Below are 25,638 nucleotides of genomic sequence, written 5' to 3' on the forward strand. Positions count from 1 at the left end.
CAGGGCGGAAAGGCTTCCAGAATCGGTTGCCTGAGTTTGCGACTGGCCTTGTGGGCAGACGATATAAATTCTTGGATTGCCGAGAGGTTGTTCCGGCGGCGTGTAGTTTTACTACAAATCATCGGGCATTTCAGCCTTTCGAATGTATAGACGAGTAGTAAAACTACAGATGAGCGGCTTGTGGCCTCCGGCTGCGTTGTGAGAATAATCGTTAAGGTTGGTCTTTTGCCAACCGAAAAAGGTGAAAGCTTGATGCTGTCTGCCAAAAAGAAAGAAATTTCAGCTATTTCTAACCTTTGTTCGACAGTCGATCAGGTAGTGTGTTTTCGCGAATCACTACATGCAGCCCTCTACACGCCGATCAAGGATAGACCATGAGCCTCCCTTCGCTTGCCGAACTGCCCGCCACCCTCCTGCCGTTTGTCACCCGCGCCGAGCAATCGCTCCGTGCCGCTGCCGCCGGGCTGGACGACGACCTGGGGCTATCCGGCTGGCCGCCGGAACGCTGGGCGCAATTCGCCCGGGTCACCGCTGCCAGCGACTTCGTGATTGAACAAGCTGCGCGCGACCCTTCCATGTTGCTGGAGCTGGTGCAGTCCGGGGAGCTGGACCGCAGTTATGCGCCCGGTGAGTTGTGCGGGCAGATTGCGGCAGGGGTGAGCGCGGTTGAAACCGACGATGAGCTCGGTCGCGCCCTGCGTCGCCAGCGTAATCGCCACCAGGTGCGGATCATCTGGCGCGACCTGACCCGTCAGGCCGATCTGGTCCAGACCTGCCGCGACCTCTCGGACATGGCCGATGCCAGCATCGATCAGGCCTATCAGTGGTTGTACTCGCGACATTGCCAGCAATTCGGCGTGCCCACCGGCCGGCGCAGTGGCGAACCGCAACAGATGGTCATCCTCGGCATGGGCAAGCTCGGCGCGGTGGAGCTCAACCTGTCGTCGGACATCGACCTGATCTTTGCCTACCCCGAGGGGGGAGAAACCGTCGGCGTGAAGCGTTCGCTGGATAACCAGGAATTTTTCATTCGTCTTGGCCAGCGTCTGATCAAGGCGCTGGACCCGATGACGGTCGATGGCTTCGTGTTCCGTGTCGACATGCGCCTGCGGCCGTACGGCTCGGCGGGCGCCTTGGTGCTGAGCTTCAACGCACTGGAGCAGTATTACCAGGACCAGGGTCGCGACTGGGAGCGTTATGCCATGATCAAGGCGCGGGTGGTGGCCGGCGATCAAGTGGCTGGCGCGCAGTTGCTCGACCTGTTGCGGCCGTTCGTTTACCGGCGTTATCTGGACTTTTCGGCCATTGAAGCGCTGCGCACCATGAAGCAGCTGATCCAGCAGGAAGTCCGGCGCAAGGGCATGGCCGACAATATCAAGCTCGGCTCCGGCGGGATCCGTGAAGTCGAGTTTATCGCCCAGGCCTTTCAGCTGATTCACGGTGGCCGCGACCTGAGCCTGCAGCAACGTCCGCTATTGAACGTATTGAGCACGCTGCAAGACCAGGGTTACCTGCCGCCGGCGGTGATCAGCGAATTGCGCGAAGGCTACGAATTCCTGCGTTACACCGAACACGCCATCCAGGCGATTGCCGACCGCCAGACCCAGATGCTGCCGGACGGCGCTCAGGACCAGGCGCGCATCGCCTTGATGTTGGGTTTCGACGATTGGGCCGCTTTCCATGAACAGCTCATGTATTGGCGCGGTCGGGTGGCGTGGCACTTCGGCCAGGTGATCGCCGACCCCGACGAAGAACAAGGCAGCGAAAGCGAAGTGGTGGTCGGTGGCGAATGGCTGCCGCTGTGGGAAGAAGCCCAGAACGAAGAAGCGGCATGCCGTCAATTGGAAGAGGGCGGTTTCACCGATGCCAGCAAGGCGCTGAAAGCCCTGGCCAGCCTGCGCGGCAGCCCGCAGTTGCGCGCCATGCAGCGCCTGGGACGCGAGCGCCTCGATGCCTTCATCCCGCGCTTGCTGGCGCAAGCCGTGGAGCACGCCAATCCCGACCTGGTGCTGGAACGGGTGCTGCCATTGGTTGAAGCCGTGGCCCGCCGTTCTGCGTACCTGGTGTTGCTGACCGAGAACCCCGGCGCGCTGCGACGCTTGCTGACCCTGTGCGCCGCGAGCCCGTGGATCGCCGAACAAATCACCCGCTTCCCGCTGCTGCTCGATGAATTGCTCAACGAAGGCCGGCTGTTCAAGCCGCCCTTGGCGCCGGAACTGGCCGCCGAGTTGCGCGAGCGCCTGACACGGATTCCCGAGGACGACCTCGAACAGCAGATGGAGGCCCTGCGGCATTTCAAACTGGCGCACCGCTTGCGGGTGGCGGCTTCGGAAATCGCCGGCAGCCTGCCGTTGATGAAAGTCAGCGATTACCTGACCTGGCTCGCCGAAGCGATTCTCGAACAGGTACTGGCCCTGGCCTGGCGCCAGACCGTGGCCAAGTACGGCACGCCCCTGCGTACCGACGGCACGGTGTGCGATCCCGGCTTTATCATTGTCGGTTACGGGAAAGTCGGTGGGCTGGAATTGGGGCATGGTTCGGACCTGGACCTGGTGTTCATCCACGACGGCGATCCGCAGGCGGAAACCGACGGGCCCAAGCCAATCGACGGCGCCCAGTTCTTCACTCGGCTCGGACAGCGGATCATTCACTTGCTGACCACCCAGACCAACTCCGGTCAGCTCTACGAAGTGGACATGCGCCTGCGTCCGTCCGGTGCCTCGGGGTTATTGGTCAGTTCCCTGGGGGCGTTTGCCCGTTATCAGGAAAACGAAGCCTGGACCTGGGAGCATCAGGCATTGGTGCGGGCGCGGGTACTGGTGGGCAGTGAGGATGTCGGCCGGGCGTTCGAACAAGTGCGTGCCGCGGTGTTGGGCAAATCACGGGACCTGGCAACCTTGCGTCAGGAGGTCAGCGAGATGCGCGCCAAGATGCGCGATAACCTCGGCAGCAAGAGCACCGCGGCAGGCACCGGGACAAACGCCTTTGAGGCCACGGCGCCATTCGATCTCAAGCAGGACGCCGGAGGTATCGTCGATATTGAATTTATGGTGCAATACGCGGCTCTGGCGTGGTCGCAAACGCACCCGTCATTGCTGCGCTGGACCGATAACATCCGCATCCTGGAGGGGTTGGAGGAGGAAGGGCTGATGCCCGCCGAAGACGCCAGCCTGTTGCGGGAGGCCTATAAAGCCTACCGCTCCGCCGCCCACCGGCAGGCCTTGCAGAAGGACCCCGGCGTAATACCCGGCGACCAGTTCGCGGACGAACGACGGCAGGTACTGCGGATCTGGCGTGAGCTAGGGTTGTAGGAGCTAGCTTGCTCGCGATGGTCGTTAACGATGACTCGGCTAACCTGATACCCCGCGGTGTGCTCAGGTTCATCGCGAGCAAGCTCGCTCCTACAGTAGATCTGCAGTGTTTTGTAGAGTTCTCGAGGCGGGGAGGCGTATGCCTCCCCGGTTCGTTTATGGAAACCACATGAAAATTCTGATCGTTGGGCCCAGTTGGGTCGGTGACATGGTGATGGCGCAGACACTGTTTCAGTGCCTCAAGCAACGCCACCCGCAATGCGAAATCGACGTGCTGGCCCCTGAGTGGAGCCGGCCGATTCTCGAGCGCATGCCCGAAGTGCGCCAGGCCTTGAGCTTTCCGCTCGGCCACGGTGTGCTGGAACTGGCGACCCGTCGACGCATCGGCAAATCCCTGGCCGGCCAGTACGACCAGGCGATCCTGCTGCCCAATTCCCTGAAGTCGGCGCTGGTGCCGTTCTTCGCCGGCATCCCGAAACGCACCGGCTGGCGTGGCGAGTTCCGTTATGGCCTGCTCAATGACGTGCGCACGCTGGACAAAGAACGCTACCCGCTGATGATCGAGCGCTTCATGGCTCTGGCATACGAGTCCGGCCTTGAGCTGCCCAAGCCCTATCCGCGGCCGAGCCTGCAAATCGATCCGGTCAGCCGGGAAGCGGCACTGGCCAAGTTCGGTCTGACCCTCGACCGTCCGGTGTTGGCGCTGTGCCCCGGTGCCGAGTTCGGCGAATCCAAGCGCTGGCCGTCCGAACACTATGCCAAGGTCGCCGAAGCGAAGATTCGTGAAGGCTGGCAAGTCTGGTTGTTCGGTTCGAAGAACGATCATGGCGTTGGCGAAGACATCCGGTCGCGGCTGATTCCCGGCTTGCGTGAAGAGTCGGTGAACCTCAGCGGCGGCACGTCGCTGGCCGAAGCCATCGACCTGATGTCCTGCGCCGACGCGGTGGTTTCCAACGACTCTGGCCTGATGCATGTCGCCGCCGCGCTGAATCGCCCGTTGGTGGCGGTCTACGGCTCGACATCACCAGGCTTCACGCCGCCATTGGCCGAACACGTCGAGATCGTGCGTCTGGGCATCGAATGCAGTCCGTGCTTCGATCGCACGTGCCGCTTTGGCCATTACAACTGCCTGCGCCAGCTGATGCCGCAAGCGGTGAACGAAGCTTTGCAGCGGTTGCAGGGCACTGTGGTCGAGGTCAAATAATTTGCGGGTTCTGTTGATCAAGACGTCTTCGCTGGGCGACGTGATTCACGCGTTGCCAGCGCTGACCGACGCGGCGCGAGCTATCCCCGGCATCCAGTTCGACTGGGTGGTGGAAGAGGGTTTTGCCGAAATTCCGACCTGGCACCCGGCCGTAGGCAAGGTGATTCCAGTGGCGATTCGCCGCTGGCGCAAGAATATCTGGCAGACCCTAAAAAGTGGCGAGTGGAAGCGCTTCAAGCAAAGTGTTCGCGCTAACAAATATGATTTGGTGATCGATGCCCAAGGCCTGCTCAAAAGTGCCTTGCTGACCCGATATGCCAAAGCCCCGGTGGCCGGGCTGGATAAAAACTCGGCCCGTGAGCCGATTGCCGCACGCTTCTATTCCCGGCGTCTGGCCGTGGCCCGGGGGCAACACGCGGTGGAGCGGGTGCGTCAGCTATTTGCCGTGGCCCTGGGTTACGACCTGCCAAAAGGCTTGGGCGATTACGGCCTGAACGTCGAGCGACTGGTGGAGTTGCCGCGCAAGAATCCTTATGTGGTGTTCCTGCACGGCACCACCTGGGACACCAAGCACTGGCCTGAAGCCTACTGGCGCGAGTTGGCTGAGCGCGTCGGCTATCTCGGTGTCGCGGTGAAGTTGCCGTGGGGCAATCCGATCGAGAAAGCCAGGGCTGAACGCATCGCCAAAGACATGAGGCATGTCGAAGTGCTGCCCAAGCTGAATCTGGCGGGTGTCGGCAAAGTACTGGCCAGCGCGCAAGCGTGCGTGGCGGTGGACACCGGTCTCGGTCACCTCGCCGCTGCGCTGGACGTGCCGACGCTGTCGCTGTTCGGCCCGACCAACCCGGGCCTCACCGGTGCCTATGGTAAATCGCAGATTCACATCGCCAGCGATTTCCCTTGTGCGCCATGTATGCAAAAGAAATGTACGTATCAACCGACAGCTGAAGATGCCCGTCAGTTTGATCTTAAGCGCGAGTGGCCCCTGTGCTTCACGCGTCTGAACCCCGAGCGTGTCGCGAGCCGATTGAGCACGTTGTTACTGGCTGAGGAGCTGCGCTGATGCAATTGGCATTTGTCTTGTACAAGTACTTTCCCTTTGGTGGCTTGCAGCGTGATTTCATGCGCATCGCCTTGGAATGCCAGCAGCGAGGCCATCAGATTCGCGTCTACACGCTGATCTGGGAGGGCGACATTCCACCGGGTTTCGAAGTGCTGGTGGCGCCGGTCAAGGCGTTGTTCAACCATCGGCGCAATGAAAAGCTCAGCGAGTGGATGCAAGCGGATCTGGCCAAGCGTCCGGTAGACCGCTTGATCGGTTTCAACAAGATGCCGGGCCTGGACGTTTACTACGCCGCCGACGGTTGCTTCGAAGACAAGGCGCAGAATCTGCGCAACTCGCTGTACCGTCGGTGGGGGCGCTACCGGCACTTCGCCGAGTACGAGCGTGCGGTGTTCGCCAAAGAGGCCAAGACCGAAGTGCTGATGATTTCCGAAGTCCAGCAGCCGCTGTTCATCAAGCATTACGACACGCCGCTGCAGCGTTTCCATCTGCTGCCACCGGGTATCTCTCAAGATCGTCGAGCGCCAGCCAATGCCGCTGACATTCGTGCTGAGTTCCGTCGTGAATTCAACCTGAAGGATAATGAACTGTTGCTGGTGCAGATCGGCTCCGGGTTCAAGACCAAGGGCGTGGATCGCAGCCTCAAGGCGCTGGCCGCCTTGCCCGCCGATCTGAAGAAACGCACCCGGCTGTTTGTAATTGGCCAGGACGACCCCAAGTTATTCCAGGTGCAGAGCGCTGCATTGGGGCTCGGCGACAACGTGACGTTCCTCAAGGGCCGTAGCGACATCCCGCGTTTCCTGCTCGGTGCCGATCTGTTGATTCACCCGGCGTATAACGAAAACACCGGAACCGTGTTGCTCGAAGCCCTGGTGGCCGGGTTGCCGGTGCTGGTGAGTGCGGTCTGCGGTTATGCCCATTACATCGCCGAGGCCGATGCCGGCCTGGTGTTGGACGAACCTTTCGATCAGGCACAGTTGACCCAATATCTGACGGGGATGTTGAACGACGATCAAGCGCGGGCGGCCTGGAGCCGCAACGGTCTGGCCTTCGCCGAGACGGCCGACCTCTATAGCATGCCGCAGCACGCGGCCGATGTGATTCTCGCGGAGCACGCGCAATGAAGTTGATGCTGGCTGAACCGTTCAAGAGCCTCTGGGCCGGACGCGACCCGTTCGCCGAAGTCGAGAAGCTCGAGGGCGAGGTATATCGCGAGCTTGAAGCGCGCCGCACCCTGCGTACCGTCGTTGATGGCAATGGCTTTTTCGTGAAGATCCACCGCGGCATTGGCTGGGGCGAGATCGTTAAGAACCTGATCACCGCCAAGCTGCCGGTGCTCGGTGCCGGCCAGGAATGGAAGGCTATTCAGCGCCTGCAGGAAGTCGGCGTGCCGACCATGACCGCCGTCGCTTACGGCGAGAAGGGCAGCAACCCGGCGGATCAACACTCGTTCATCATTACCGAAGAACTGGCGCCTACCATCAGCCTCGAAGATTTCAGCATCGATTGGGTCAAGCAGCCGCCGTTGCCCAAGCTCAAGCGTGCGCTGATCGCCGAAGTTGCGCGCATGACCGGCATGATGCACCGCGCTGGCGTCAATCACCGCGACTGCTACATCTGCCACTTCCTGCTGCACACCGACAGACCGGTGACGCCTGAAGACTTGAAGCTCTCGGTGATCGACCTGCACCGCGCCCACACCCGCCCGACGATTACCCAGCGCTGGCGCAACAAGGACCTGGCGGCGCTGTATTTTTCGGCGCTGGACATCGGTCTGACCCGTCGCGACAAACTGCGTTTCCTCAAGGGTTATTTCCAGCGGCCATTGCGCCAGATCCTCGGCGAAGAAGCCGGGTTGCTCAGCTGGCTCGAAGGCAAGGCCAACAAGCTCTATGAGCGAAAACAGCGATACGGGGACGCGCTCTGATGGCGGGTTGGAAACTGGAGCCTGCTTACAGCGATCTGGCAGAAGATTTCGGCAGCCTCGAGGCAGTGTTTGCGCTTGAGGGTGAGCGCTTGACCCATGACCCGTTGTCCGAGGTCATTCGCGTCAAACGCAATGGCGTCAACTATTACGTCAAACGCTATGTCGGTGCGGGTAAAGGTCTGCGTCGTTACCTGGGCAAACCCCGGGTCAAAGCCGAGTGGCAGAACCTCAAGCGCTTCGCCAAATGGGGTATTCCCACGGCCGAGGTGGTGGCCTGGGGCCTGGAACGGCGCGGTGCGGCTTATGATCGCGGCGCGATGATCACCCGTGAATTGCCCAATACCGAGGATCTGTCCGCCCTGGCCGAACGGCATGATCCGAAGCTGGCGGACCGCGCCTGGGTCGACACTGTCAGTCGACAGTTGGCCAGCTACACCCGGACCATGCACGATCATCGCTTCACCCATAACGATTTGAAGTGGCGCAACCTGTTGATCGACGATCAGGCCCGGTTGTTTCTGATCGACTGCCCCAACGGCGATTTCTGGCGCGGCTTCTGGCTCAAGTACCGCATCACCAAGGATCTGGCCTGCCTGGACAAGGTGGCCAAGTATCAACTGTCGGCCACCCAGCGCCTGCGCTTTTACCTGCAGTACCGTCAACGGACCCGGCTCGATGCAGCCGACAAAAAACGAATCCGGCACGTGGTGAGATTTTTCGAGGGGCGCGAATGACTGATTTTCTCGCCGCCCAAGACCGGGCGCTGCTCGAGCGTCACGGCCTCGACACCTTCGACGCACTCTGGGCCAGGCAACTGGACGCTGTGGATGAGCCAAACACCGCGCGCGGTGGCTGGAGCAGCGTGTTTCGGCTGGATCTGGAAGGTCAGGGTTACTACCTCAAGCGCCAGAGCAACTATCAAATGCGCACCTTGCATGCACCGTTTGGCGAGCCGAGTTTTGCCCGGGAATTTCGCAACATCAGTCGCTATGAGCGCTTCGGGATTCCCGCATTGAAGGCGGCGTTTTTCGGAGAGCGCAAAGTCGATGGCGAGGTTCGGGCGATTCTGTTGACCCGTGCCCTCGACGGCTGGGATGACCTGGATTCGTTGTTGCAGCGCTGGTCCGATTTGAGCCCCGCCCAGCACTCAATGATTCTGCAGGCCTGTGGGCAATTGGCCCGGCGCCTGCATGGCGCGCGTCAGGTCCACGGCTGCTTCTACCCCAAGCATATTTTTCTCCAGGCCATCGGCGAAGGTTATCAGGCCCAGCTGATCGACCTGGAAAAGACCCGGCCGTTGCTGTTCGGTTCGCGTGACCGGGCCAAAGACCTGGAGCCGTTGGTGCGCCGGGCACCAGAATGGAACGAAGCGCAGGTGCGCGAGTTGCTGGCTGCCTATCTCGATCAATCCCGGGATAGCACGCTGATCGACAGCTGGCTCGCGCGACTGACCGCGCGACGCAGCCATAAGGAGACCCGCTGATGCGCTTGTCCGAGCTGAAAAATGCTGGCCGCAGTCCTGGCCTGCCATTGAGCATTTCATTGGCCGATGCCGCCGGCCCTGCCGAATTGCAGTTATTGAGCCTGTTGCGGGTCTTGCCCGGGCAGCGTTATGTCGGCGCCGGTGTCTGGCGCGGTCGGCCGGTATTGGCCAAATTGCTGGTCGGCAGCAAGGCGGCGCGGCATTTTCAGCGTGAGCTGGATGGCGTGCGTTTGCTCGCCGCCCAGGGCCTGACCACCCCACAGCTGTTGGCCGACGGCCTGAAAGAGGGCGAGGGCGGTTGGCTGCTGTTTGATTTTCTTGAGGGCGCCGAGAGCCTGGGGGAGGCCTGGAAGAAGGTCGAGCATTTGGCCCTGTTGGCGGATGAGCAATCGGCGGTCCTGGCCGATGCGCTGGGCGCGATTGGTCAGCTGCACCGCAAAGGCCTGTGGCAGGAAGACCTGCATCTGGACAATCTGCTGCGCCAGCGCGGCCGGCTGTATTTGATCGATGGCGCGGGCATTCGTGTCGAGACGGCCGGCAACCCCCTGTCGCGGCAGAAAGTGCTGGAAAACCTCGGTGTGTTTTTTGCCCAGTTGCCCAAGTCGCTGGAGCCCTTCACCGAAGAATTGCTGGTGTATTACCTGCTGAGCAACGGTGAGCATGCCTTGCCCATGGAAGCCTTGCAAAAGCAGATCGACAAGGTTCGACGCTGGCGCCTCAAAGACTTCCTGATCAAGGTCGGCCGTGAATGCACGCTGTTCAGTGTCCAGCGCGGGGCATTCGGTTTACGGGCGATTCGCCGGGAGGAAGAAGCGGCGATGCTGCCGGTGCTGGCGCAGGCCGACGCGCTGCTCGAGCAGGGCCATCTGTACAAGACCGGCGGCGCAGCGAGCGTCGGCAAGGTCGACGTGGCTGGCCGCACGCTGGTGATCAAGCGCTACAACATCAAGGGCGTCGCCCACTGGCTCAAACGCTTCTGGCGCCCGAGCCGTGCCTGGCACTCCTGGCGCGAAGGCAATCGGCTGGCGTTTCTCGACATTGCCACGCCCAAGCCTTTGGCGTTGCTGGAAAGACGGTTTCTCTGGTTGCGCAGCCGGGCTTATCTGATTACCGAGCATCTGTCGGGGCCGGACATCATTGAGCGCTTTGCGCCGTACATTGAGAGCGGCGATGCGCCGGAGGCTGAGCTGGCTGCGCTGGATCATTTGTTTGCGCAGTTGATTCGCGAGCGGATCAGTCATGGGGATTTCAAGGGGCACAACCTGTTCTGGCAGGAAGATCGCTGGGCGCTGATCGACCTGGATTCGATGTGTCAGCATGGCTCTGTGGGCAGCTTTGCCCCGGCGTATGCGCGGGATCGGGCAAGGTTCATGCGTAATTGGCCCGAAGCCAGTGCGCTTTATCAAGTCATCGATCAGCGTCTGCCCAGGGAAATCGCCAGCGCCGTCTGAATCGCCTTCGCCGGCTTGCCGGCGAAGAGGCCGCGAGTGTCACCAGAGGACAAGTTCTTATGAAATGTCCTACATGATCTCCAGACCCCGTGAACTATGCCTCTGAATAGCCACGATGCTAACTTGCCTGACGTACTCGGAGGGCAGGTCGTGACTATAAAAAAGGCTGTTGTAATCGGAGCATTCTCCCTGGCTTTATCCGGCTGCGGGACCGCCGTGACGATGCTGCAGCATGACGCCGAAACGGCAAAGGATCTCCGGCAACGACAGACCTACTGTCAATCCATCCCTCGTGCCTACAGCGGCCTGGCCTACGACTTCTGCATACTCAACTCGCCGCCCAGTCATACGGCAGGTGCAGCGCAAACGGGGTTTGTACCACTGATCTTTTTCGACCTCGTCGCCTCCGGGTTACTGGACACGGTCGTCCTGCCTTACACCATTTATCGCCAAAGTGAAGACGGGAGCCTCTGGCTCAAGTGATGGCGCCGCAATTGCGATGGGTTCTGTCGCGACAGACCTGTGTAAACAACCGCAGGGTCATTCCCGCCATGTTTACGCTATAATCCCGCCCTTTAGCTGCTTCTCGCCCCTTGCGAGGGGCACATCAATTTTCGAGGCGCCTTGCGCCTGCATGCAGACTAAAGAGGCTAGACCCCTGTGGCATTGACGATTCTTGGCCTGTCCGGCGCCCTTAGCCATGATCCTTCCGCAGCCTTGTACATCGACGGCAAGCTGGTCGCGGCGGCTGAAGAAGAGCGCTTTGTACGCGATAAACATGCAAAGAACCGCATGCCTTACGAATCGGCGAAATTCTGTCTCGAGCAGGCCGGCATCAAGCCGTCCGATGTTGACGTGGTAGCGATTCCGTTCGCGCCGATCAGCCTGTTCGGCAAGGCCCGCTGGCAATACGCCAAGCGTTACTGGTACGCCCCGGATCGCGCCCTTGACGCGATCCTGATGGGCAACCGTCGCTACAAGCGCTATCGCAACAAGATTGTCTGGTGCCTCGAGCAACTGGGCTTCGATCCGAAGAAGATCAAGATCGAGCCGGTCGAACACCACCTGGCCCATGCCTCCAGCGCTTACCACTGCTCCGGCTTCAAAGAGAAAACCGCGATCCTGGGGATCGACGGCAAGGGTGAGTACGCCACGACCTTCTTCGGTTATGGCGAAAACGGCAAGATCCACAAGATCAAGGAATTCTTCGATCCGGACTCCCTCGGCGGCCTGTATGGCGCGATTACCGAGTTCCTCGGTTTCGAGATGCTCGACGGCGAGTTCAAGGTCATGGGCATGGCGCCTTACGGCGATGCCAGCAAATACGATTTCTCGCGCCTGGCCTCGTTCGAGAACGGCGAGCTGGTGATCAACACTGAATACGCCAACGTCATCGGCCTGCGTCGCTATAAAGAAAAGGGCAAGGGCTTCTACTTCTCGCCGAAGCTGATCGAGTGGCTGGGTCCCAAGCGCGAAGGCGACATCGCCGACGAGCCGTACATCCACTACGCCGCGAGCATGCAAGCGCTGTTCGAGAAGCTGGCGTTGCAGATGATCGACCATTACCTGGGCGATGTGCTCAAGGAAACCGGCAAGCTGGCCTACGCCGGCGGCTGTGCGTTGAACGTCAAGCTCAACCAGAAAATCATCGCTCGCGATGACGTCAAGGAACTGTTCGTCCAGCCTGCGTCCGGCGATGCCGGCACCGCGGTGGGTGCGGCAGCTTACGTGTCCCACGCCCGTGGAGTACCGGTCGAGAAGATGGAACACGTCTACCTCGGTCCGTCCTACAGCAACGAAGACGTGATCGCCGCCTGCGCCCGTCACCCGAGCAAGCCTGAATGGCGCAAGCTCGAGAACATGCCGGAAAACATTGCCAAGATCATGGTCGACGGCAACCCGGTGGCCTGGTTCCAGGGTCGCATGGAGTTCGGTCCGCGGGCCTTGGGCGGTCGCTCGATCATCGGCTGCCCGAGCGCCGTTGGCGTGGCTGACCGGATCAACCACCAGATCAAGTTCCGCGAGCGCTGGAGGCCTTTCTGCCCATCGATGCTCGACACCGTCGCGCCACAGATGATCAAGATCGACCACCCGGCGCCGTTCATGACCTTCACCTTTGAAGTGGCTGAAGAGTGGAAGACCCGCGTGCCGGAAGTCGTCCACGAAGACGGCACCTCCCGGGCCCAGGTGCTCAAGCGCGAATACAACCCGCGCTACTACGACATGATGAAGGCGCTGGAAGTGCTGACCGGTAACGGCGTCTCGCTGAACACCTCGCTCAACCGTCGTGGTGAACCGATGATCTGCTCGCCGACCGATGCCCTGAACATGTTCTACGGTTCCGATCTACAGTACTTGATCATGGAAGACATCCTGGTGGTCAAAGAGGGCGCGAACGCATATGACACGCTCGGCTGAACGCCATGTGCTGCAGTTCTGTCACGGCTATGACGGGCCGTTTCTGGACTGCGCCCGGCAGTACGCCAGCCTGTTCGCGGGGACCGGTTATCGAGTGACCACGGTGTTTCTGACCGGGGTTGCCGATGCCGAAGTCGCCGCGGGATGCGCTTGCGATGAAGTGCTGTTCATGGAATACAGCTCCAAGGCCATTCGTGGCCTGAAGCTTGGCGCCATCGGCGATCTGCGCAAGATCGCCGCCTCGCGCAATTTCAGTTTCTGTATTGCTCACCGATTCAAGCCGATTTATATCGCCTTGCTGGGTACTTCGTTGCCGGTGATTGGCGTGCATCACGCCTTTGACGATTACAAGCGTGGCACCCGTAAACTCTTCGCGAATATTTTCCGCAAGCGCCTGTGCCTGCTTGGCGTTTCCGATGCGGTACGTGACGACATGCGCAGTTGCCTGCCGAAATGGCCGGCCGCGCGTATTCAAACGCTCTATAACCGAATCGACGTACCGGCATTACAAGAGAGCCAGGTGTCGGTTCGCGAAGCACGGGAAACCCTCGGTCTGCCGATGGATGCGTGGATCGTCGGCAACGTCGGGCGGCTGCACCCGGACAAGGATCAGGACACGCTGCTGCAAGGGTTTGCCACAGCGCTGCCGGGTTTGCCGGTCAACAGCCAATTGGTGATTCTCGGTGCCGGTCGACTGGAGCAGGACCTCAAGGCCCTGGCGCGTGAGCTGGGCATCGGCGACCGCGTGCTGTTCCTCGGCCAGGTGCCCGAAGCCCGGCGGTATTTCCGTGCCTTCGATGCATTTGCCCTGAGCTCCGATCACGAACCGTTCGGCATGGTGTTGCTGGAGGCCATGGCCGCCGGTGTGCCGTTGCTCGCCACGGCGTGTGGCGGCGCCAAGGAAGTGGTCGAAGGCGTAGGCATTCTATTCCCGTTGGGCGATGCCGGGCGTTTGGCTCAAGGGCTGCAACATCTGGCCGCCATGGACGAGCAGCAACGTCATCAGTGTGCCGAGCTGATGCTCGACCGCTTGCAAGAGCGCTTCTCCGACCGCGCGGTGCGTGACGCCTTCTGGCGTTTGCCGCCGGTTACCGAACTGGCACCGAGGGGCTGATGCTCAACCGATTTCAAGGCTGGCGCGAACGTGGCTGGACGGCAGTCGACGCCTCGACCTACGCCGAGGCCTGGCAACGTTATGGCGGCAGCGTCGCCACTCATCCCATGGTGGTCGAGCGGCTGGCGCAGTTGGCCGACATCCCGGTGCGTTACCTGGCCTGGGAGCAGCATGGCGACGTCAAAGCCGCGATCCCGACCTGGGGTCGCGACCTGGCCTTGTCCAAGGATGTGCTCAAGCGCCGAGGTAAAAAGGGCTTGTTCGACCTGGGCAATGCCGAGTTCATTCTGCCGGCCGCCGCCGATGCCCAGGCCCCGCTGCGTCATCGCGGGCGTTACCTGTCGGCATTGAACGAAGGCCGCTTTACCGGCATCAGGTTGCAGGCCGAACAACTGGCCATGGCCCGCACTCCCGAAGAACTGTCGAAGAAGTTCCGCTACAACCAGCGCCGCGAACTGCGGCTGCTGGAAGAGGCGGGTGGAGTGGTACGGCCGGTCAGCGAGTTTTCCAGCGGCGAGTTGGCAGCGATCTATTGCGACCTGTTCCAGCGCCGTTGGGGGTTCCCGGCGACAGGTGCCGAACGGATGGCCGAGGTCATCGAGTTGCTGCGTGACCTGTTGATCGGCTCGGTGATCTTCCTTAACGATGCGCCGATAGCGATTCAGCTGGTCTACCGTGTGGAGACACCGAACTGGATCAGCGTCGAATACATCAACGGCGGCGTCGATCCCGAAACCCGGGAATTCAGTCCCGGCAGCGTCTTGAGTTTTCTCAACACCCAAAGCGCGTGGGAGCATGCCCGGGCGCTGGACAAACCCCTGCGCTTTTCTTTCGGTCGCGCCGACCGTGAATACAAGGATCGCTGGTGCAATCCTGTGCCGGTGTTCACCGTATGAGCCAGCCCATGAATCGTAAACAGCAACTGCTCAAGCGCCATCGGCGCAACAAACGCCTCGGCCTGTTGATTGCGCTGGTGCTATTGATTGCCTGCGGCGTGCTGGTGGTCTGGTGGCTGCCGGTGGTGCTCGCGGTTCTGGGCTGGATTGCCCACGAGGCATGGTTTGCCGACCATCTGTTTTATTCACCCGCAGACGATTATCAGTACAGCTTCCCACCGTACACCCAGCAGCCCAAGGTGCGCCTGGACGGGGACCGGTTGCGGCTGGACGAGGGGGTGATGCTGGTCGACAACGCCACCCTGATATTGGCACTGCGGATAAAAAGCACCTGGCTGGGACGTTTTATCGATCCCGTTGTCGAGCTGGCCGGTGGTGCTGATCCGGACCGCCAGACCTTCGAGCGTGGCGTCGATGGCTTGCGTTACCTCAATCTCACGGGGCAGGCCGCTGTACTGTCACAAGGTGAGTTGCGTCTGCGCGGACGTTTCTGCCGATTACTCGGCGAGCCGGTGCTCTCGGCGTTCGAACATCCGGATTACAGCCTTCAGCGGGTGATGGTGATCGCCCCCCACGCCGACGACGCCGAGCTGGCCGCATTCGGCTTGTACAGCGGTGCCGAACAAAGCTGGATCGTGACCATCACCGCCGGTGAAATCGAGGCCGGGCACTATCGACAGATGGGGCTCGATGACGTCGAAGCGTCTCGGCTGAAGGGCTCGTTGCGCGCCTGGGACAGTATCAGCGTGCCGTTATGGGGAGGCGTGCCTGCGCAACGCTGTATTCAACTGGGCTACTTTTGCCTGCAGTTGCCTGCCATGCAGAGCGCGCCGACCGAGGCCATGGCGTCCCGTGAAGCACAGCTGAGCGATACCCGATATTTCCGCCGATTCAATCCATTTGCCTTGGGCAGTGATGTTGATGGCCTGCCGTCCTGGAATAATCTGCTGGCTGATTTGCGTGAGTTGATCGAACGCATCGAGCCTCAGGTCATTGTCTTGCCGCACCCGCACCTGGATCCCCATCCGGACCACCTGTGTTCGCAGCAAGCGGTGATGCAGGCCTTGAGCGGCACGGCGTGGCAGCCCGAAACATTGCTGCATTACGCCAATCACCTGCACGACAACGATCGTTGGCCAATGGGCGACGCGGGCACGGGTGTGGCACTGCCGCCCCAGATCGGAGTGCATGAATCGTTGCGCCCCTGGACCCTGTGTCTGTCGACCGACAGCCAACGGCGCAAGGCCCTGTCGCTGGGCATGATGCACGACCTTCAGCCCCGGCCTCCCTTCAAGCGTCTGCTGCGCCGAGCGATACAACGTTGCCTGGCGGCTCGACGCTGGCGGGCGTTCGGCGAAAACGATTTTATGCGTAAAGCGGTACGACGCCACGAGTTGTTCTGGGTCCAGGAATTGTCTGGAAAGAGAGAGTCCAATTGAAAGTCCTGTTTCTGGTACAGAAAGAGCAGCGGGCGATTCTCGATCGGCTGTATGACGGCATCGCCGAGCATTGCGAGTGCGACAAGCGCGAATTGAGCAGTGAAGAGCAAGACGACTTGCGTGGGTATTTCCGCAAGCATGTCGATGTGACCCGCTATGACCGTATCGTGTTTTTTCTGCGCTTCAAAAAAGAAATCAGGCAGGTGAGGTTCATCCAGACCGTGCCCAACCTGGTCATTCTTGAGCACGATGCCTACCAGAATTACATTGCGTGCAAATACACCGGCAAGTTCAGCGCCCATTACCGCAAGTTGCCCTGGGCGCGGGTGATCAGCTCGGGTTTCATGGTGAGCGAGCGTTTGCGCGCAGAGGGCTTCGACGCGGTATTCGTGCCGAAGGGGTACGACCAGACATTGCTGCAGGACCAGGGTCGCGAGCGGGATATCGAGCTGGCGTTTGTCGGCAGCACCAACAGCGTCGCCTACAGTGGCCGCAAGGCGCTGCTCGATGAGTTGGGGCGAGTCGAATCGATGGTCGTCACGCGCACCAAATCCGGTGAAGAGTACTGCGACACACTCAACCGCATTCGCTTCTTCGTCAGCGCCGATGTCGGCATGGGCGAATTCATGATCAAGAACTTCGAGGCCATGGCATGTGGCTGTGTGTTGCTGGCCTACGATCAGGGCGCGGCGGAAAGCAGCGCACTGGGTTTGCAGGACATGCATAATGTGGTGCTCTATCAAGATATCCCGCAGCTCCAGCAGAAGCTGGCCGTATTGCGGGCCGACCCGGAGCTGGCGCAGCGCATCGCCGCCAATGGTCGCGAACTGGCGGTCAGTCAGTTCAGTTTTGCGCGGATTGGCCAGCGTATCGTCGAAGCGCTCGAGCCTGCACTGCGCCCTGGCGCGCCGCTGGGGCTGCTGGAAAAAGTGCGTCTGAAACTGGGCGTTTGACAAGGTTTGGTCAGCCGTTGAATGGCTGGCACTTTGACTTTTAATCGGGAATCAGGTGCACTTTTCTAACGAAAGTAACATCACATTAGTGGTCACCAGCTGTGGCCGCCTGGACCTGCTCAAAATGACTCTCGAGAGTTTTGACCGGTTCAATACCGCCGCCATCCGCGAAGTCTTCATCACTGAAGATGCGGGGGATGATCAGGTGCACTCGGTCATTCCCGCCCATTGGAAAGATCACTGCACGGTGTTCGTCAATCGCCCGAAACTCGGCCAGTTGGCGTCGATCGATCTGGCGTACGAACACGTCGCCACGCCCTACATCTTTCATTGCGAGGATGACTGGGAGTTCTATCGTCCGGGGTTTGTGGAAGACTCCATGGCCATCCTCGAGTTGCGCCCGGAAATTCTCCAGGTGTGGTTGCGCAACTATATCTACGATCTGTGTGTTCACAGCCCCTACATTCACCTGGGGGCCCGTGAAATTATCGGTGGGGTGCCGTGTTACCCGCTAATCTCCGATAAACCCGAGTGGCAGAGTTTTTCGCTGAATCCCGGACTGCGTCGCGTGAAGGAATATCGACTCTGCGCCCCATTTGCCGATCACGGTGGGGAGAAGGCGTTGTCGCAGCGTTACGCACAGCTCGATTTGACCGCCGTGACGCTGGAGGGGGATGCCGTTCGGCATACCGGATTTGGCCTCCATGTACAGACGTCGGTTGAGCGTCGGCGCAAGGTGCGCCGCAGTCGACGTGACCATGTGAAGTCCGGATTGATTCTATTGCTGGGAGTCTGCATTGGCTGGTTCATCAACTAAGTGCACCACCGCTTGTCACCCGGGACCCATGCATTGGCTTGTTGCTCTATGAATATCCTTAACGTCATGTGGTCCGGTGGTGCTCCGTACGCATCGATTCACAAGGTTCATCAGCAAATTCTTTCGCAGGCGGGCCCCGCTGCATCAGTGAAGACCTGGCTGCTGCAAGGCAGCGTGTCCGAGTGTGGGCTGAGCGTTGGCGATGCCCGGGAATGGAAACTGTCCTCTGCCCGTTTGAAAGGGCGGCATTTCTGGCGGCTGACGAAGCCCTGGATGCAGGCCGGCTTTCAGAAGGCGCTCATGCAGAGTGAGGCGCACCTGCTGTTGCTCGATGGTTTGGGCGTCGCGCGCACGCTTTTGCCGCTTCTTGGATCACTGCCACGGATCCGCGCGGTGGTGATTTTTCATGGTTCCACGCGTCTGCGTGCTGCGGATCGAGCGCTCTTTGCGCAGCTCAGTGCGTCTTCCCGGCTGACGTTGGTTGCAGTGTCCAATACCTTGGCCACCCAGCTGAGCGACGACCTCCAATTGCCCGTGATGACCCTGCGCAGTGCGTTCGACCCCACCTCCTACCGTTCGGCAGTGCTCTCGCGAGAGCAGGCCCGTGCCCGGTTGGGATTGCCCCTGGATCATACGCCGGTGCTCGGTGCGGTCGGACGATTCGAGGACAAGAAGGGTTTTGCGTGTCTGTTCGAGGCTTTTACTTCGGCCTTGCAGCAACGACCCGATCTGCGCCTGGTGATCATTGGCGAAGGCTCGACCCGGGCAGCGCTGCAAGCGCGCATCGACCACCTGGGATTGAGTGCCCGTGTCTCGTTGCCAGGTCATCTGAACGAGGCAGCGCAGCTTTACAGCGCCTTCGACTGGGTCGCAATCCCTTCACTCAGCGAGGGGCTGGGGCTGATCATGCAAGAGGCGGTGATGGCGGGCGTGCCGGTCATCTCCAGCGAATTGCCGGTGTTCCGCGAGCAATTGGCTCACACGGGCTGGTACGCCGCCGTCGATGATGTCAGTGCCTGGCGCGATGCCATCGTGCGTGCGTTCAGCGTCTCTGCGAAAGACGTCGCAGCGACGCAGTACCTGGAACTGGCGCCGGACCAGGCCTGGTCGGACTTCAGTCAAGTCGCCCGCCGATTGCTCTCATGACGGCAGGACGGCTTGCTCCAACGCTTGCATTGGAAAGCTGCCGTTCAGGTTCTCTCGGGCAATATAGCGGGCGAAGTGTTGCAGGTTGCGCTTGATCAGACGCCTGGGCAGCGGTGCCTGCAGGAAACGCATGTCCGCCACGTCGATCAGGCCCATGCGGTTGTCCGGCGTCACCACGATGTTTCCCAGGTGCAATGAACGAAAATAGATCCCCGACGCATGCAGACTGCGGATCAGGCCTGCCAGAGCAGGCAGGTTCTGTTGCCAGTTGAAACCTTCCTTGTCGGCAATCTGGCGCAGGGTTTCTCCCGGCAGCGGCCGATAAAGCACAGCCGTCATGCCGGGGGCTTGCAGTCGAAAGAACTGCAGGACCTCAAAGGTGGGCACACCGAGTTTTTGCAGTTCGATGGCGTTGTCGATGAAGCGCTTCGAATACGGACGAAACATTGCGGAAGAAAAAATACGTTTGCGCCGGAACAGTTTGAGGATATTCCCGTCCTGCAACAGGTAGACTTTCGGGCCGAAGCTATCGGCCTCCAGTATTCTGGCGCCTTCAATCATTCGATTTAAAGCGTCTTGCGCAAGTCGGGAGCATTGCATCGTAGAAAGCCTTGTTGGAATAGCGGGGCACCGTGGCGGGCAATGATGCCGAAAAGTTTCAGTTTTAACCATGCCGGGTTAGGCATGGCGAACCAATCAAGGAGCACATTGATGCAGGAAACACGCTGGGCGCAAGCATGGATGACGGTCGGTCTGCTGTGGTTCCTGTTGGCCATCGCCGTTGCGCCGACCAATAAGCTCTATCAGCAGGGCCTGGTCGCCATGCTCTGGCTGCCGGCCTTGATGTTCGCCTGGTCGACACGGGCAAGGCTCGCAGAACTGCTTGATAAGCAGCGCTGGGTCTACCTGCCATTGCTCGGACTGATGGTCTGGTCATTGATCAGCCTTTCATGGACCAACGTCGAGGACCCGGGTCGCGAAGCCAAGCGTTTGCTGTACATCAGTGTGTTTGTGCTGTTCTTCCCGGTCTTTGCCAATGCCCGGCCCGAGCGGGTCATACGCGTCATGCAATGGGGCGGCTTGGGGTTGGCGTTGACTGCGTTGGCGGCGATGGTCAGGTTTTACGTGATCAATGGCAACGTCTGGTATGCGCGCGTCGAGGGTTTGGGCGAGTTGGCTCATCCGATTCTGGGGGGCTACGTCATCGGGCTGGCGGCCGTATGGCTTGTGCATTGGGTCCCGCGGGATCGTTGGATGCAAGCCGTCTGGGCGTTTGCGCTGGGATTGCTTGGGGTCTTCGTCGTGCTGAGCCAGAGCCGTGGTGCTGCGTTGGCGTTGTTTCTGACGTTGCTCGCCATGCCGATCTGGTGCCGCGATCGCCGCAGCCGCATCATTGCCGTGTCGGCATTGACAGTCGCAATGCTGGCTTTCTGGTTTCTCGAGCCTCTGGTGTTGGCCCGTGGCGTTTCCTATCGTCCGCAAATCCTGATGGCAAGCCTGCAAATGATCGCCGAACATCCGTGGCAGGGGTTGGGGCTGGGTGGCGCCTATAGAGTGTTCGCCGACGGCATCTACTTTGACCATGCGCATAACCTGTTCACCCATGTCGCCATCGAGCTGGGCGTGCCGGGCCTGTTATTGTGGTGCGCGGCATGGATTGCAATCCTGTATCAAGCCTGGAAGGCCCGGGAAACACTCTATGGCCAAGGTGTCATCGGCATCTGGCTATTTTCGTCCCTGGCCATGCAATTCGACGCGGCCAGCCTGACCGGAACGCCAAGGGCGGAGTGGTTCATCAGTTGGTTGCCCGTAGGTCTGGCCAGTGTTTTGGTGTGGGCGCGGGCCGATTCCGGCGCTTGTGATAAAATTTCGCGTTCTTCCTAACCAGTGAGCTCTACGATGAGTGACGCACCGCCCGACGCGGGACAGGATTCCAGCTTGAAAATCTATTTTCGGCTGTTGGGGTATGTAAAACCCTATACCGGCCTTTTCCTGCTGAGTATCGTGGGCTTCGTGATCTTTGCCTCCACTCAGCCCATGCTGGCGGGGATTCTCAAATATTTCGTCGACGGCCTGAGCAATCCTGAAGCGGTGCTCTTCCCCAACGTCCCCTACCTGAAAGACTTGCAGTTGCTGATGGCCGTGCCGTTGCTGATCATCCTGATCGCCGCGTGGCAAGGCCTGGGATCATTCCTGGGCAACTACTTCCTGGCGAAGGTTTCCCTGGGCCTGGTCCACGACCTGCGTGTCGAGTTGTTCAACAAGCTGCTGGTACTGCCCAATCGCTATTTTGATACCCACAACTCCGGGCATCTGATCTCGCGCATCACCTTCAACGTGACCATGGTGACCGGCGCAGCGACGGACGCCATCAAGGTGGTCATCCGTGAAGGCCTGACCGTGGTATTCCTGTTTGCCTACCTGGTGTGGATGAACTGGAAACTGACGATCGTGATGCTGGCGATCCTGCCGGTCATCGCGTTCATGGTCGGCAATACCAGCAAGAAATTTCGCAAGCAGAGCAAGAAGATCCAGGTGGCGATGGGCGACGTGACACACGTGGCCTCCGAGACCATCCAAGGCTATCGCGTGGTGCGCAGCTTCGGTGGCGAGAACTATGAAAAGCGTCGTTTTGCCGAGGCCAGTCAGGGCAACACCGACAAACAGTTGCGCATGACCAAGACCGGTGCGGTGTACACGCCCATGCTGCAGTTGGTGATCTATACCGCCATGGCCGTGCTGATGTTCCTGGTGCTGTTCCTGCGCGGCGACGCCTCCGCCGGTGACCTGGTGGCCTACATCACTGCGGCGGGCCTGTTGCCCAAGCCGATTCGACAGCTGTCGGAAGTCAGTTCCACCATCCAGAAAGGCGTCGCCGGTGCCGAAAGCATTTTCGAACAGCTGGACGTCGAGCCTGAGGTCGACAGCGGCACCGTCGAACGTGAGCGCGTCAGCGGCCACCTGGAGGTGCGCAACCTGAGTTTCACTTACCCGGGGACCGAGCGTGAAGTGCTGAAAAACATCAACTTCACTGCGGCACCGGGGCAAATGATCGCCCTGGTCGGTCGGTCGGGGAGCGGCAAGTCGACCCTGGCCAGCCTGATTCCGCGTTTCTACCACCACGACGTCGGCGAAATCCTGCTCGATGACGTGGAAATCGAAGACTATCGCCTGCGCAACCTGCGTCGGCATGTGGCGCAAGTCACGCAGCATGTGACCCTGTTCAACGACACCATTGCCAACAACATCGCCTACGGTGACCTGGCTGATGCACCGCGTGCCGATATCGAGAAGGCCGCCACGGATGCCTACGCGATGGACTTCATCTCGGAAATGCCCCAGGGGCTGGACACTCAGGTCGGGGAAAACGGCGTGTTGCTGTCCGGCGGACAGCGTCAGCGTCTGGCGATTGCCCGTGCCCTGTTGAAGAATGCACCCTTGCTGATTCTTGACGAAGCGACGTCGGCGCTCGATACCGAGTCCGAGCGGCATATTCAGGCGGCCCTGGATCATGTCATGAAAGGTCGCACCACCCTGGTGATCGCGCATCGGTTGTCGACCATCGAGAAAGCCGATCTGATCCTGGTCATGGACCATGGGGAAATCGTCGAGCGTGGCACCCACGCCCAGTTGCTGGCGCAAAACGGCTACTATTCGCGCCTGCATGCGATGGGGCTGGACGAGCCGGTATCGGCCGGCATCGCCTGAGCCGGCGAGAGGGTGGGCCTGGCTCACCCTCTCGCACGCCCGACGTGCAATGCGTTCGGCGATATGCGCTCAACCATGAATAGAAAACCCTGCCGAATCATCCCGTTGCAGCCGTCACACAAGCCCATGCCAAGCCTGTGTTAATATCGCGCCCCTGTTCATTCTGTATGTGGGTTGCACCATGAAGTTGTCCATGCCGCGATTCGATCAAGCCCCTGTCTTGGTGGTCGGCGATGTCATGCTCGACCGTTACTGGCATGGTGGTACCTCACGGATTTCCCCTGAGGCGCCGGTACCGGTGGTCAAGGTCGAGCAAATCGAGGACCGCCCGGGCGGTGCCGCCAACGTTGCGTTGAACATTGCCGCCCTGGGTGCCCCGGCGTCGCTGGTCGGCGTCACCGGCGACGATGAAGCCGCCGACAGCCTGGTCAATAGCCTCAAGGGCGCGGGCGTGCGTGCCTTGTTCCAGCGCATCGCGCACCAGCCGACCATCGTCAAGCTGCGGGTCATGAGTCGTCACCAGCAACTGCTGCGTATCGACTTCGAAGAACCCTTCGCCACCGACGCCCTGGCGTTGGGCGAGCAGGTCGACGAACTGCTCGAAGGCATCAAGGTGCTGGTACTGTCGGATTACGGCAAAGGCGCACTGAAAAACCATCAGGTGCTGATCCAGGCCGCCCGTGCCCGCGGTATTCCGGTGCTGGCCGACCCCAAGGGCAAGGATTTCTCCATCTACCGTGGTGCGAGCCTGATCACGCCGAACCTGAGCGAATTCGAAGCCATCGTCGGTGGCTGCGCCGATGAGCACGAGTTGGTGAGCAAGGGTGCGCAGTTGATGCATGACCTGGACCTCGGCGCATTGCTGGTGACCCGTGGCGAACACGGCATGACCTTGCTGCGCCCGGATCATCCGGCGTTGCACCTGCCGGCCCGTGCCCGTGAAGTGTTCGACGTGACCGGTGCCGGCGACACGGTGATTTCCACCCTGGCGGCAGCGATAGCCGCCGGTGAAGAACTGCCCCACGCGGTGGCCCTGGCCAACCTGGCGGCGGGCATCGTGGTCGGCAAGCTCGGTACGGCGGCCATCAGCGCCCCGGAACTGCGGCGGGCCATCCAGCGTGAAGAAGGTTCCGAGCGCGGTGTGCTGGGTCTCGAGCAGTTGTTGCTGGCGGTCGACGATGCGCGTGCGCACAACGAGAAGATCGTCTTCACCAATGGTTGTTTCGACATTCTGCACGCCGGCCATGTGACCTACCTCGAACAGGCGCGGGCCCAGGGCGATCGTTTGATCGTGGCGGTCAACGACGATGCGTCGGTCAGCCGGCTGAAAGGGCCGGGTCGCCCGATCAACAGCGTCGACCGTCGCATGGCCGTACTGGCGGGGCTGGGCGCTGTGGACTGGGTGATCAGTTTCGCTGAAGGCACCCCGGAAAACCTGCTGCGCGAAGTCAAGCCGGACGTGCTGGTCAAGGGCGGTGATTACGGGATCGAACAGGTGGTCGGTGCGGACATCGTGGCGGCCTACGGCGGAATCGTGAAGGTGCTGGGGCTGGTTGAAAACAGCTCGACTACGGCGATTGTCGAGAAGATCCGCAAATCCGAATGACGCGTTGATCGTTTGATCGTTCCCACGTTCCGCGTGGGAACGCCTCCATGGACGCTCTGCGTCCGCTTTGAGACGCGGAGCGTCTCGGGCTGCATTCCCACGCGGAGCGTGGGAACGATCAAACGGCAGCACCTACAGGCTGACTTTTTTACGCGGCACGATCTTCTTCAGCAACTGCTTCGCTTTGCCGCGCAACCGCGCCAGGCCGGAATCCTTCCCCGGTGGGGTCAACCCCTGCTGCCGCACCCAATCCTTCCAGCGAATCCGCTCATCGCGTACCAGCCAGCCTTCCTGTCGGGCGAAACTTTCTGCCAGGTACAACCCGCGAGTGCTCGCCGGGTACAACTGGTCCTTTTTCAAGGTAAAGAGCTCGGCCATCGGCAGGCCGTCTTGCAGTGGCATCAAATAAAGGTCGGGACGCTTGCGGTCGAGCCGGGCCACCAGTTGATCGCCTTCCAGTCGCTCGTCGACGTGAAACAGGCTCAGGGATTTGGCTTCCCTGGGCACTTCCAGGCGCAGGTCATAGATCAGTTGCAACGAAGCGGTCGGCAAGTGCACGTAAGCCCGCGGACGTTCGATCAGCTGCAGGTTGGCGCAACGCACCGGTCGCGCCGCGCCGGACAACGGGGTCAGGCGAAAAGGCATGGCTTCACGGTAATGCAGGGCCGAAGCGTAGGGCGCCGGCAACCAGGTGTCGTTGAAACGCCCGCCGAGCCAGCCTTCCGGCGTTTCCAGCAGGCACTCTTCGGCAATCTCCTGGATCGCGGTGTGAAGCGGCAGGTTCAGCTCGTGGGCCGGCACGTAACCGGAGATCAGCTTGAGCACCACATCGCCACGGTCTTGCCGCCGCTGACGCACCAACACCCAGTAATCGCGATTCTGCCAATGCAGGGTCAGGCGCACCGAGACCCCCAGGTTGGCCAGTTCCAGGGCGAAGCGTTCGGTGTCGGCCACGGTTACCGGGCGGCGACGTTGCAGGGTCTGGGAAAAATTGAGCGGCATCCCGACGCTCTGATAACTCAAGCCTTCGGGAGTCGCTTCGACGAATAACGGCAGGGTCTTGAAGTTGCTCGGGTTCTTTCTTATGAGCGTACGCGGCATG

21 protein-coding genes are annotated in these 25,638 nt (G+C 60.6%); 19 read left to right on the plus strand and 2 right to left on the minus strand.

Features of this window, described 5'->3' with window-relative positions; all coding sequences use genetic code 11:
- Positions 1 to 374 precede the first annotated feature (374 nt).
- From glnE to F8N96_RS05740, 16 genes are all read left to right on the plus strand, one after another.
- The gene (glnE, locus tag F8N96_RS05665) at positions 375 to 3,311 is read left to right on the plus strand and encodes a bifunctional [glutamate--ammonia ligase]-adenylyl-L-tyrosine phosphorylase/[glutamate--ammonia-ligase] adenylyltransferase (protein WP_150796984.1); all 2,937 of its coding nucleotides are present in this window, start codon (positions 375 to 377) and stop codon (positions 3,309 to 3,311) included.
- Positions 3,312 to 3,480: 169 nt separating this feature from the next.
- Positions 3,481 to 4,515 (plus strand): lipopolysaccharide heptosyltransferase II, encoded by a 1,035-nt coding sequence (waaF, locus tag F8N96_RS05670; protein ID WP_150796985.1) that lies wholly within the window; start codon positions 3,481 to 3,483, stop codon positions 4,513 to 4,515.
- Position 4,516: 1 nt separating this feature from the next.
- On the plus strand, positions 4,517 to 5,578 hold the full coding sequence (waaC, locus tag F8N96_RS05675; RefSeq protein ID WP_150796986.1) for a lipopolysaccharide heptosyltransferase I: 1,062 nt from the start codon (positions 4,517 to 4,519) through the stop codon (positions 5,576 to 5,578).
- Positions 5,578 to 6,702, plus strand: coding sequence for a glycosyltransferase family 4 protein (locus tag F8N96_RS05680; protein WP_150796987.1), 1,125 nt, complete (start codon positions 5,578 to 5,580; stop codon positions 6,700 to 6,702). Before waaC ends, F8N96_RS05680 begins: the two co-directional genes overlap by 1 nt.
- On the plus strand, positions 6,699 to 7,505 hold the full coding sequence (rfaP, locus tag F8N96_RS05685; protein WP_150796988.1) for a lipopolysaccharide core heptose(I) kinase RfaP: 807 nt from the start codon (positions 6,699 to 6,701) through the stop codon (positions 7,503 to 7,505). The genes F8N96_RS05680 and rfaP overlap by 4 nt, the downstream gene beginning before the upstream one ends.
- Positions 7,505 to 8,239, plus strand: coding sequence for a lipopolysaccharide kinase InaA family protein (locus F8N96_RS05690; protein WP_150796989.1), 735 nt, complete (start codon positions 7,505 to 7,507; stop codon positions 8,237 to 8,239). Before rfaP ends, F8N96_RS05690 begins: the two co-directional genes overlap by 1 nt.
- Complete coding sequence (locus F8N96_RS05695; protein WP_150796990.1) at positions 8,236 to 8,988, plus strand: lipopolysaccharide kinase InaA family protein; 753 nt, start codon at positions 8,236 to 8,238, stop codon at positions 8,986 to 8,988. The genes F8N96_RS05690 and F8N96_RS05695 overlap by 4 nt, the downstream gene beginning before the upstream one ends.
- Positions 8,988 to 10,439: a lipopolysaccharide kinase InaA family protein gene (locus F8N96_RS05700; RefSeq protein WP_150796991.1), complete on the plus strand. Its 1,452-nt coding sequence runs from the start codon at positions 8,988 to 8,990 to the stop codon at positions 10,437 to 10,439. The genes F8N96_RS05695 and F8N96_RS05700 overlap by 1 nt, the downstream gene beginning before the upstream one ends.
- 150 nt (positions 10,440 to 10,589) lie before the next feature.
- Positions 10,590 to 10,922, plus strand: a complete 333-nt coding sequence (locus F8N96_RS05705) for a YceK/YidQ family lipoprotein (protein WP_150796992.1) — start codon at positions 10,590 to 10,592, stop codon at positions 10,920 to 10,922.
- A 177-nt stretch (positions 10,923 to 11,099) separates the two neighbouring features.
- On the plus strand, positions 11,100 to 12,857 hold the full coding sequence (locus tag F8N96_RS05710) for a carbamoyltransferase (RefSeq protein ID WP_150763473.1): 1,758 nt from the start codon (positions 11,100 to 11,102) through the stop codon (positions 12,855 to 12,857).
- Entirely contained in the window at positions 12,841 to 13,971 is a 1,131-nt protein-coding gene (locus F8N96_RS05715) for a glycosyltransferase (RefSeq protein WP_150796993.1), read from the plus strand. Before F8N96_RS05710 ends, F8N96_RS05715 begins: the two co-directional genes overlap by 17 nt.
- A complete protein-coding gene (locus F8N96_RS05720) occupies positions 13,971 to 14,867 on the plus strand; it encodes an antimicrobial resistance protein Mig-14 (RefSeq protein ID WP_150796994.1) in 897 nt (298 codons plus the stop codon). The genes F8N96_RS05715 and F8N96_RS05720 overlap by 1 nt, the downstream gene beginning before the upstream one ends.
- Positions 14,868 to 14,875: 8 nt before the next feature.
- Complete coding sequence (locus F8N96_RS05725; protein WP_150796995.1) at positions 14,876 to 16,306, plus strand: PIG-L deacetylase family protein; 1,431 nt, start codon at positions 14,876 to 14,878, stop codon at positions 16,304 to 16,306.
- Positions 16,303 to 17,259 carry a glycosyltransferase gene (locus F8N96_RS05730; protein ID WP_150796996.1) on the plus strand — a complete coding sequence of 319 codons (957 nt, stop codon included), beginning with the start codon at positions 16,303 to 16,305 and terminating at the stop codon, positions 17,257 to 17,259. The genes F8N96_RS05725 and F8N96_RS05730 overlap by 4 nt, the downstream gene beginning before the upstream one ends.
- A 55-nt stretch (positions 17,260 to 17,314) precedes the next feature.
- Positions 17,315 to 18,076, plus strand: coding sequence for a glycosyltransferase family 2 protein (locus F8N96_RS05735; RefSeq protein ID WP_150796997.1), 762 nt, complete (start codon positions 17,315 to 17,317; stop codon positions 18,074 to 18,076).
- A 48-nt stretch (positions 18,077 to 18,124) separates the two neighbouring features.
- Positions 18,125 to 19,222: a glycosyltransferase gene (locus F8N96_RS05740; RefSeq protein ID WP_150796998.1), complete on the plus strand. Its 1,098-nt coding sequence runs from the start codon at positions 18,125 to 18,127 to the stop codon at positions 19,220 to 19,222.
- Here F8N96_RS05740 and F8N96_RS05745 read toward each other — a convergent pair.
- Positions 19,217 to 19,783 carry a toluene tolerance protein gene (locus tag F8N96_RS05745; RefSeq protein WP_224789551.1) on the minus strand — a complete coding sequence of 189 codons (567 nt, stop codon included), beginning with the start codon at positions 19,781 to 19,783 and terminating at the stop codon, positions 19,217 to 19,219. The genes F8N96_RS05740 and F8N96_RS05745 overlap by 6 nt on opposite strands.
- A gap of 150 nt (positions 19,784 to 19,933) precedes the next feature.
- Between F8N96_RS05745 and F8N96_RS05750 the strand changes: the two genes are divergently transcribed.
- The 3 genes from F8N96_RS05750 to hldE all read left to right on the plus strand — a co-directional run bounded on the left by F8N96_RS05750 (position 19,934) and on the right by hldE (position 24,536).
- Positions 19,934 to 21,106 (plus strand): O-antigen ligase family protein, encoded by a 1,173-nt coding sequence (locus F8N96_RS05750; protein ID WP_150797000.1) that lies wholly within the window; start codon positions 19,934 to 19,936, stop codon positions 21,104 to 21,106.
- A 15-nt stretch (positions 21,107 to 21,121) separates the two neighbouring features.
- Complete coding sequence (gene msbA / locus F8N96_RS05755) at positions 21,122 to 22,930, plus strand: lipid A export permease/ATP-binding protein MsbA (protein ID WP_150797001.1); 1,809 nt, start codon at positions 21,122 to 21,124, stop codon at positions 22,928 to 22,930.
- Positions 22,931 to 23,111: 181 nt separating this feature from the next.
- A complete protein-coding gene (gene hldE, locus F8N96_RS05760; protein ID WP_150797002.1) occupies positions 23,112 to 24,536 on the plus strand; it encodes a bifunctional D-glycero-beta-D-manno-heptose-7-phosphate kinase/D-glycero-beta-D-manno-heptose 1-phosphate adenylyltransferase HldE in 1,425 nt (474 codons plus the stop codon).
- 132 nt (positions 24,537 to 24,668) lie between these two features.
- Here the strand turns inward: hldE and F8N96_RS05765 are convergent, their stop codons facing one another.
- Complete coding sequence (locus tag F8N96_RS05765; protein ID WP_150797003.1) at positions 24,669 to 25,637, minus strand: metal ABC transporter ATPase; 969 nt, start codon at positions 25,635 to 25,637, stop codon at positions 24,669 to 24,671.
- Position 25,638: the final 1 nt, after the last annotated feature.

The sequence above is a fragment of the Pseudomonas fluorescens genome, from assembly GCF_902497855.1.
GTDB classification, from domain to species: Bacteria; Pseudomonadota; Gammaproteobacteria; order Pseudomonadales; family Pseudomonadaceae; genus Aquipseudomonas; species Aquipseudomonas fluorescens_BI.

Excerpts from the sequence above, each read along its gene's own strand:
- F8N96_RS05690 (WP_150796989.1), top strand. The coding sequence starts at position 7,505 with ATGGCGGGTTGGAAACTGGAGCCTGCTTACAGCGATCTGGCAGAAGAT.
- F8N96_RS05740 (WP_150796998.1), top strand. The coding sequence starts at position 18,125 with ATGAATATCCTTAACGTCATGTGGTCCGGTGGTGCTCCGTACGCATCG.
- waaF (WP_150796985.1), top strand. The coding sequence starts at position 3,481 with ATGAAAATTCTGATCGTTGGGCCCAGTTGGGTCGGTGACATGGTGATG.
- glnE (WP_150796984.1), top strand. The coding sequence starts at position 375 with ATGAGCCTCCCTTCGCTTGCCGAACTGCCCGCCACCCTCCTGCCGTTT.
- F8N96_RS05745 (WP_224789551.1), bottom strand. The coding sequence starts at position 19,783 with ATGATTGAAGGCGCCAGAATACTGGAGGCCGATAGCTTCGGCCCGAAA.
- F8N96_RS05725 (WP_150796995.1), top strand. The coding sequence starts at position 14,876 with ATGAATCGTAAACAGCAACTGCTCAAGCGCCATCGGCGCAACAAACGC.
- F8N96_RS05765 (WP_150797003.1), bottom strand. The coding sequence starts at position 25,637 with ATGCCGCGTACGCTCATAAGAAAGAACCCGAGCAACTTCAAGACCCTG.
- F8N96_RS05680 (WP_150796987.1), top strand. The coding sequence starts at position 5,578 with ATGCAATTGGCATTTGTCTTGTACAAGTACTTTCCCTTTGGTGGCTTG.
- F8N96_RS05720 (WP_150796994.1), top strand. The coding sequence starts at position 13,971 with ATGCTCAACCGATTTCAAGGCTGGCGCGAACGTGGCTGGACGGCAGTC.
- rfaP (WP_150796988.1), top strand. The coding sequence starts at position 6,699 with ATGAAGTTGATGCTGGCTGAACCGTTCAAGAGCCTCTGGGCCGGACGC.
- F8N96_RS05700 (WP_150796991.1), top strand. The coding sequence starts at position 8,988 with ATGCGCTTGTCCGAGCTGAAAAATGCTGGCCGCAGTCCTGGCCTGCCA.
- F8N96_RS05715 (WP_150796993.1), top strand. The coding sequence starts at position 12,841 with ATGACACGCTCGGCTGAACGCCATGTGCTGCAGTTCTGTCACGGCTAT.
- F8N96_RS05695 (WP_150796990.1), top strand. The coding sequence starts at position 8,236 with ATGACTGATTTTCTCGCCGCCCAAGACCGGGCGCTGCTCGAGCGTCAC.
- hldE (WP_150797002.1), top strand. The coding sequence starts at position 23,112 with ATGAAGTTGTCCATGCCGCGATTCGATCAAGCCCCTGTCTTGGTGGTC.
- F8N96_RS05750 (WP_150797000.1), top strand. The coding sequence starts at position 19,934 with ATGCAGGAAACACGCTGGGCGCAAGCATGGATGACGGTCGGTCTGCTG.
- msbA (WP_150797001.1), top strand. The coding sequence starts at position 21,122 with ATGAGTGACGCACCGCCCGACGCGGGACAGGATTCCAGCTTGAAAATC.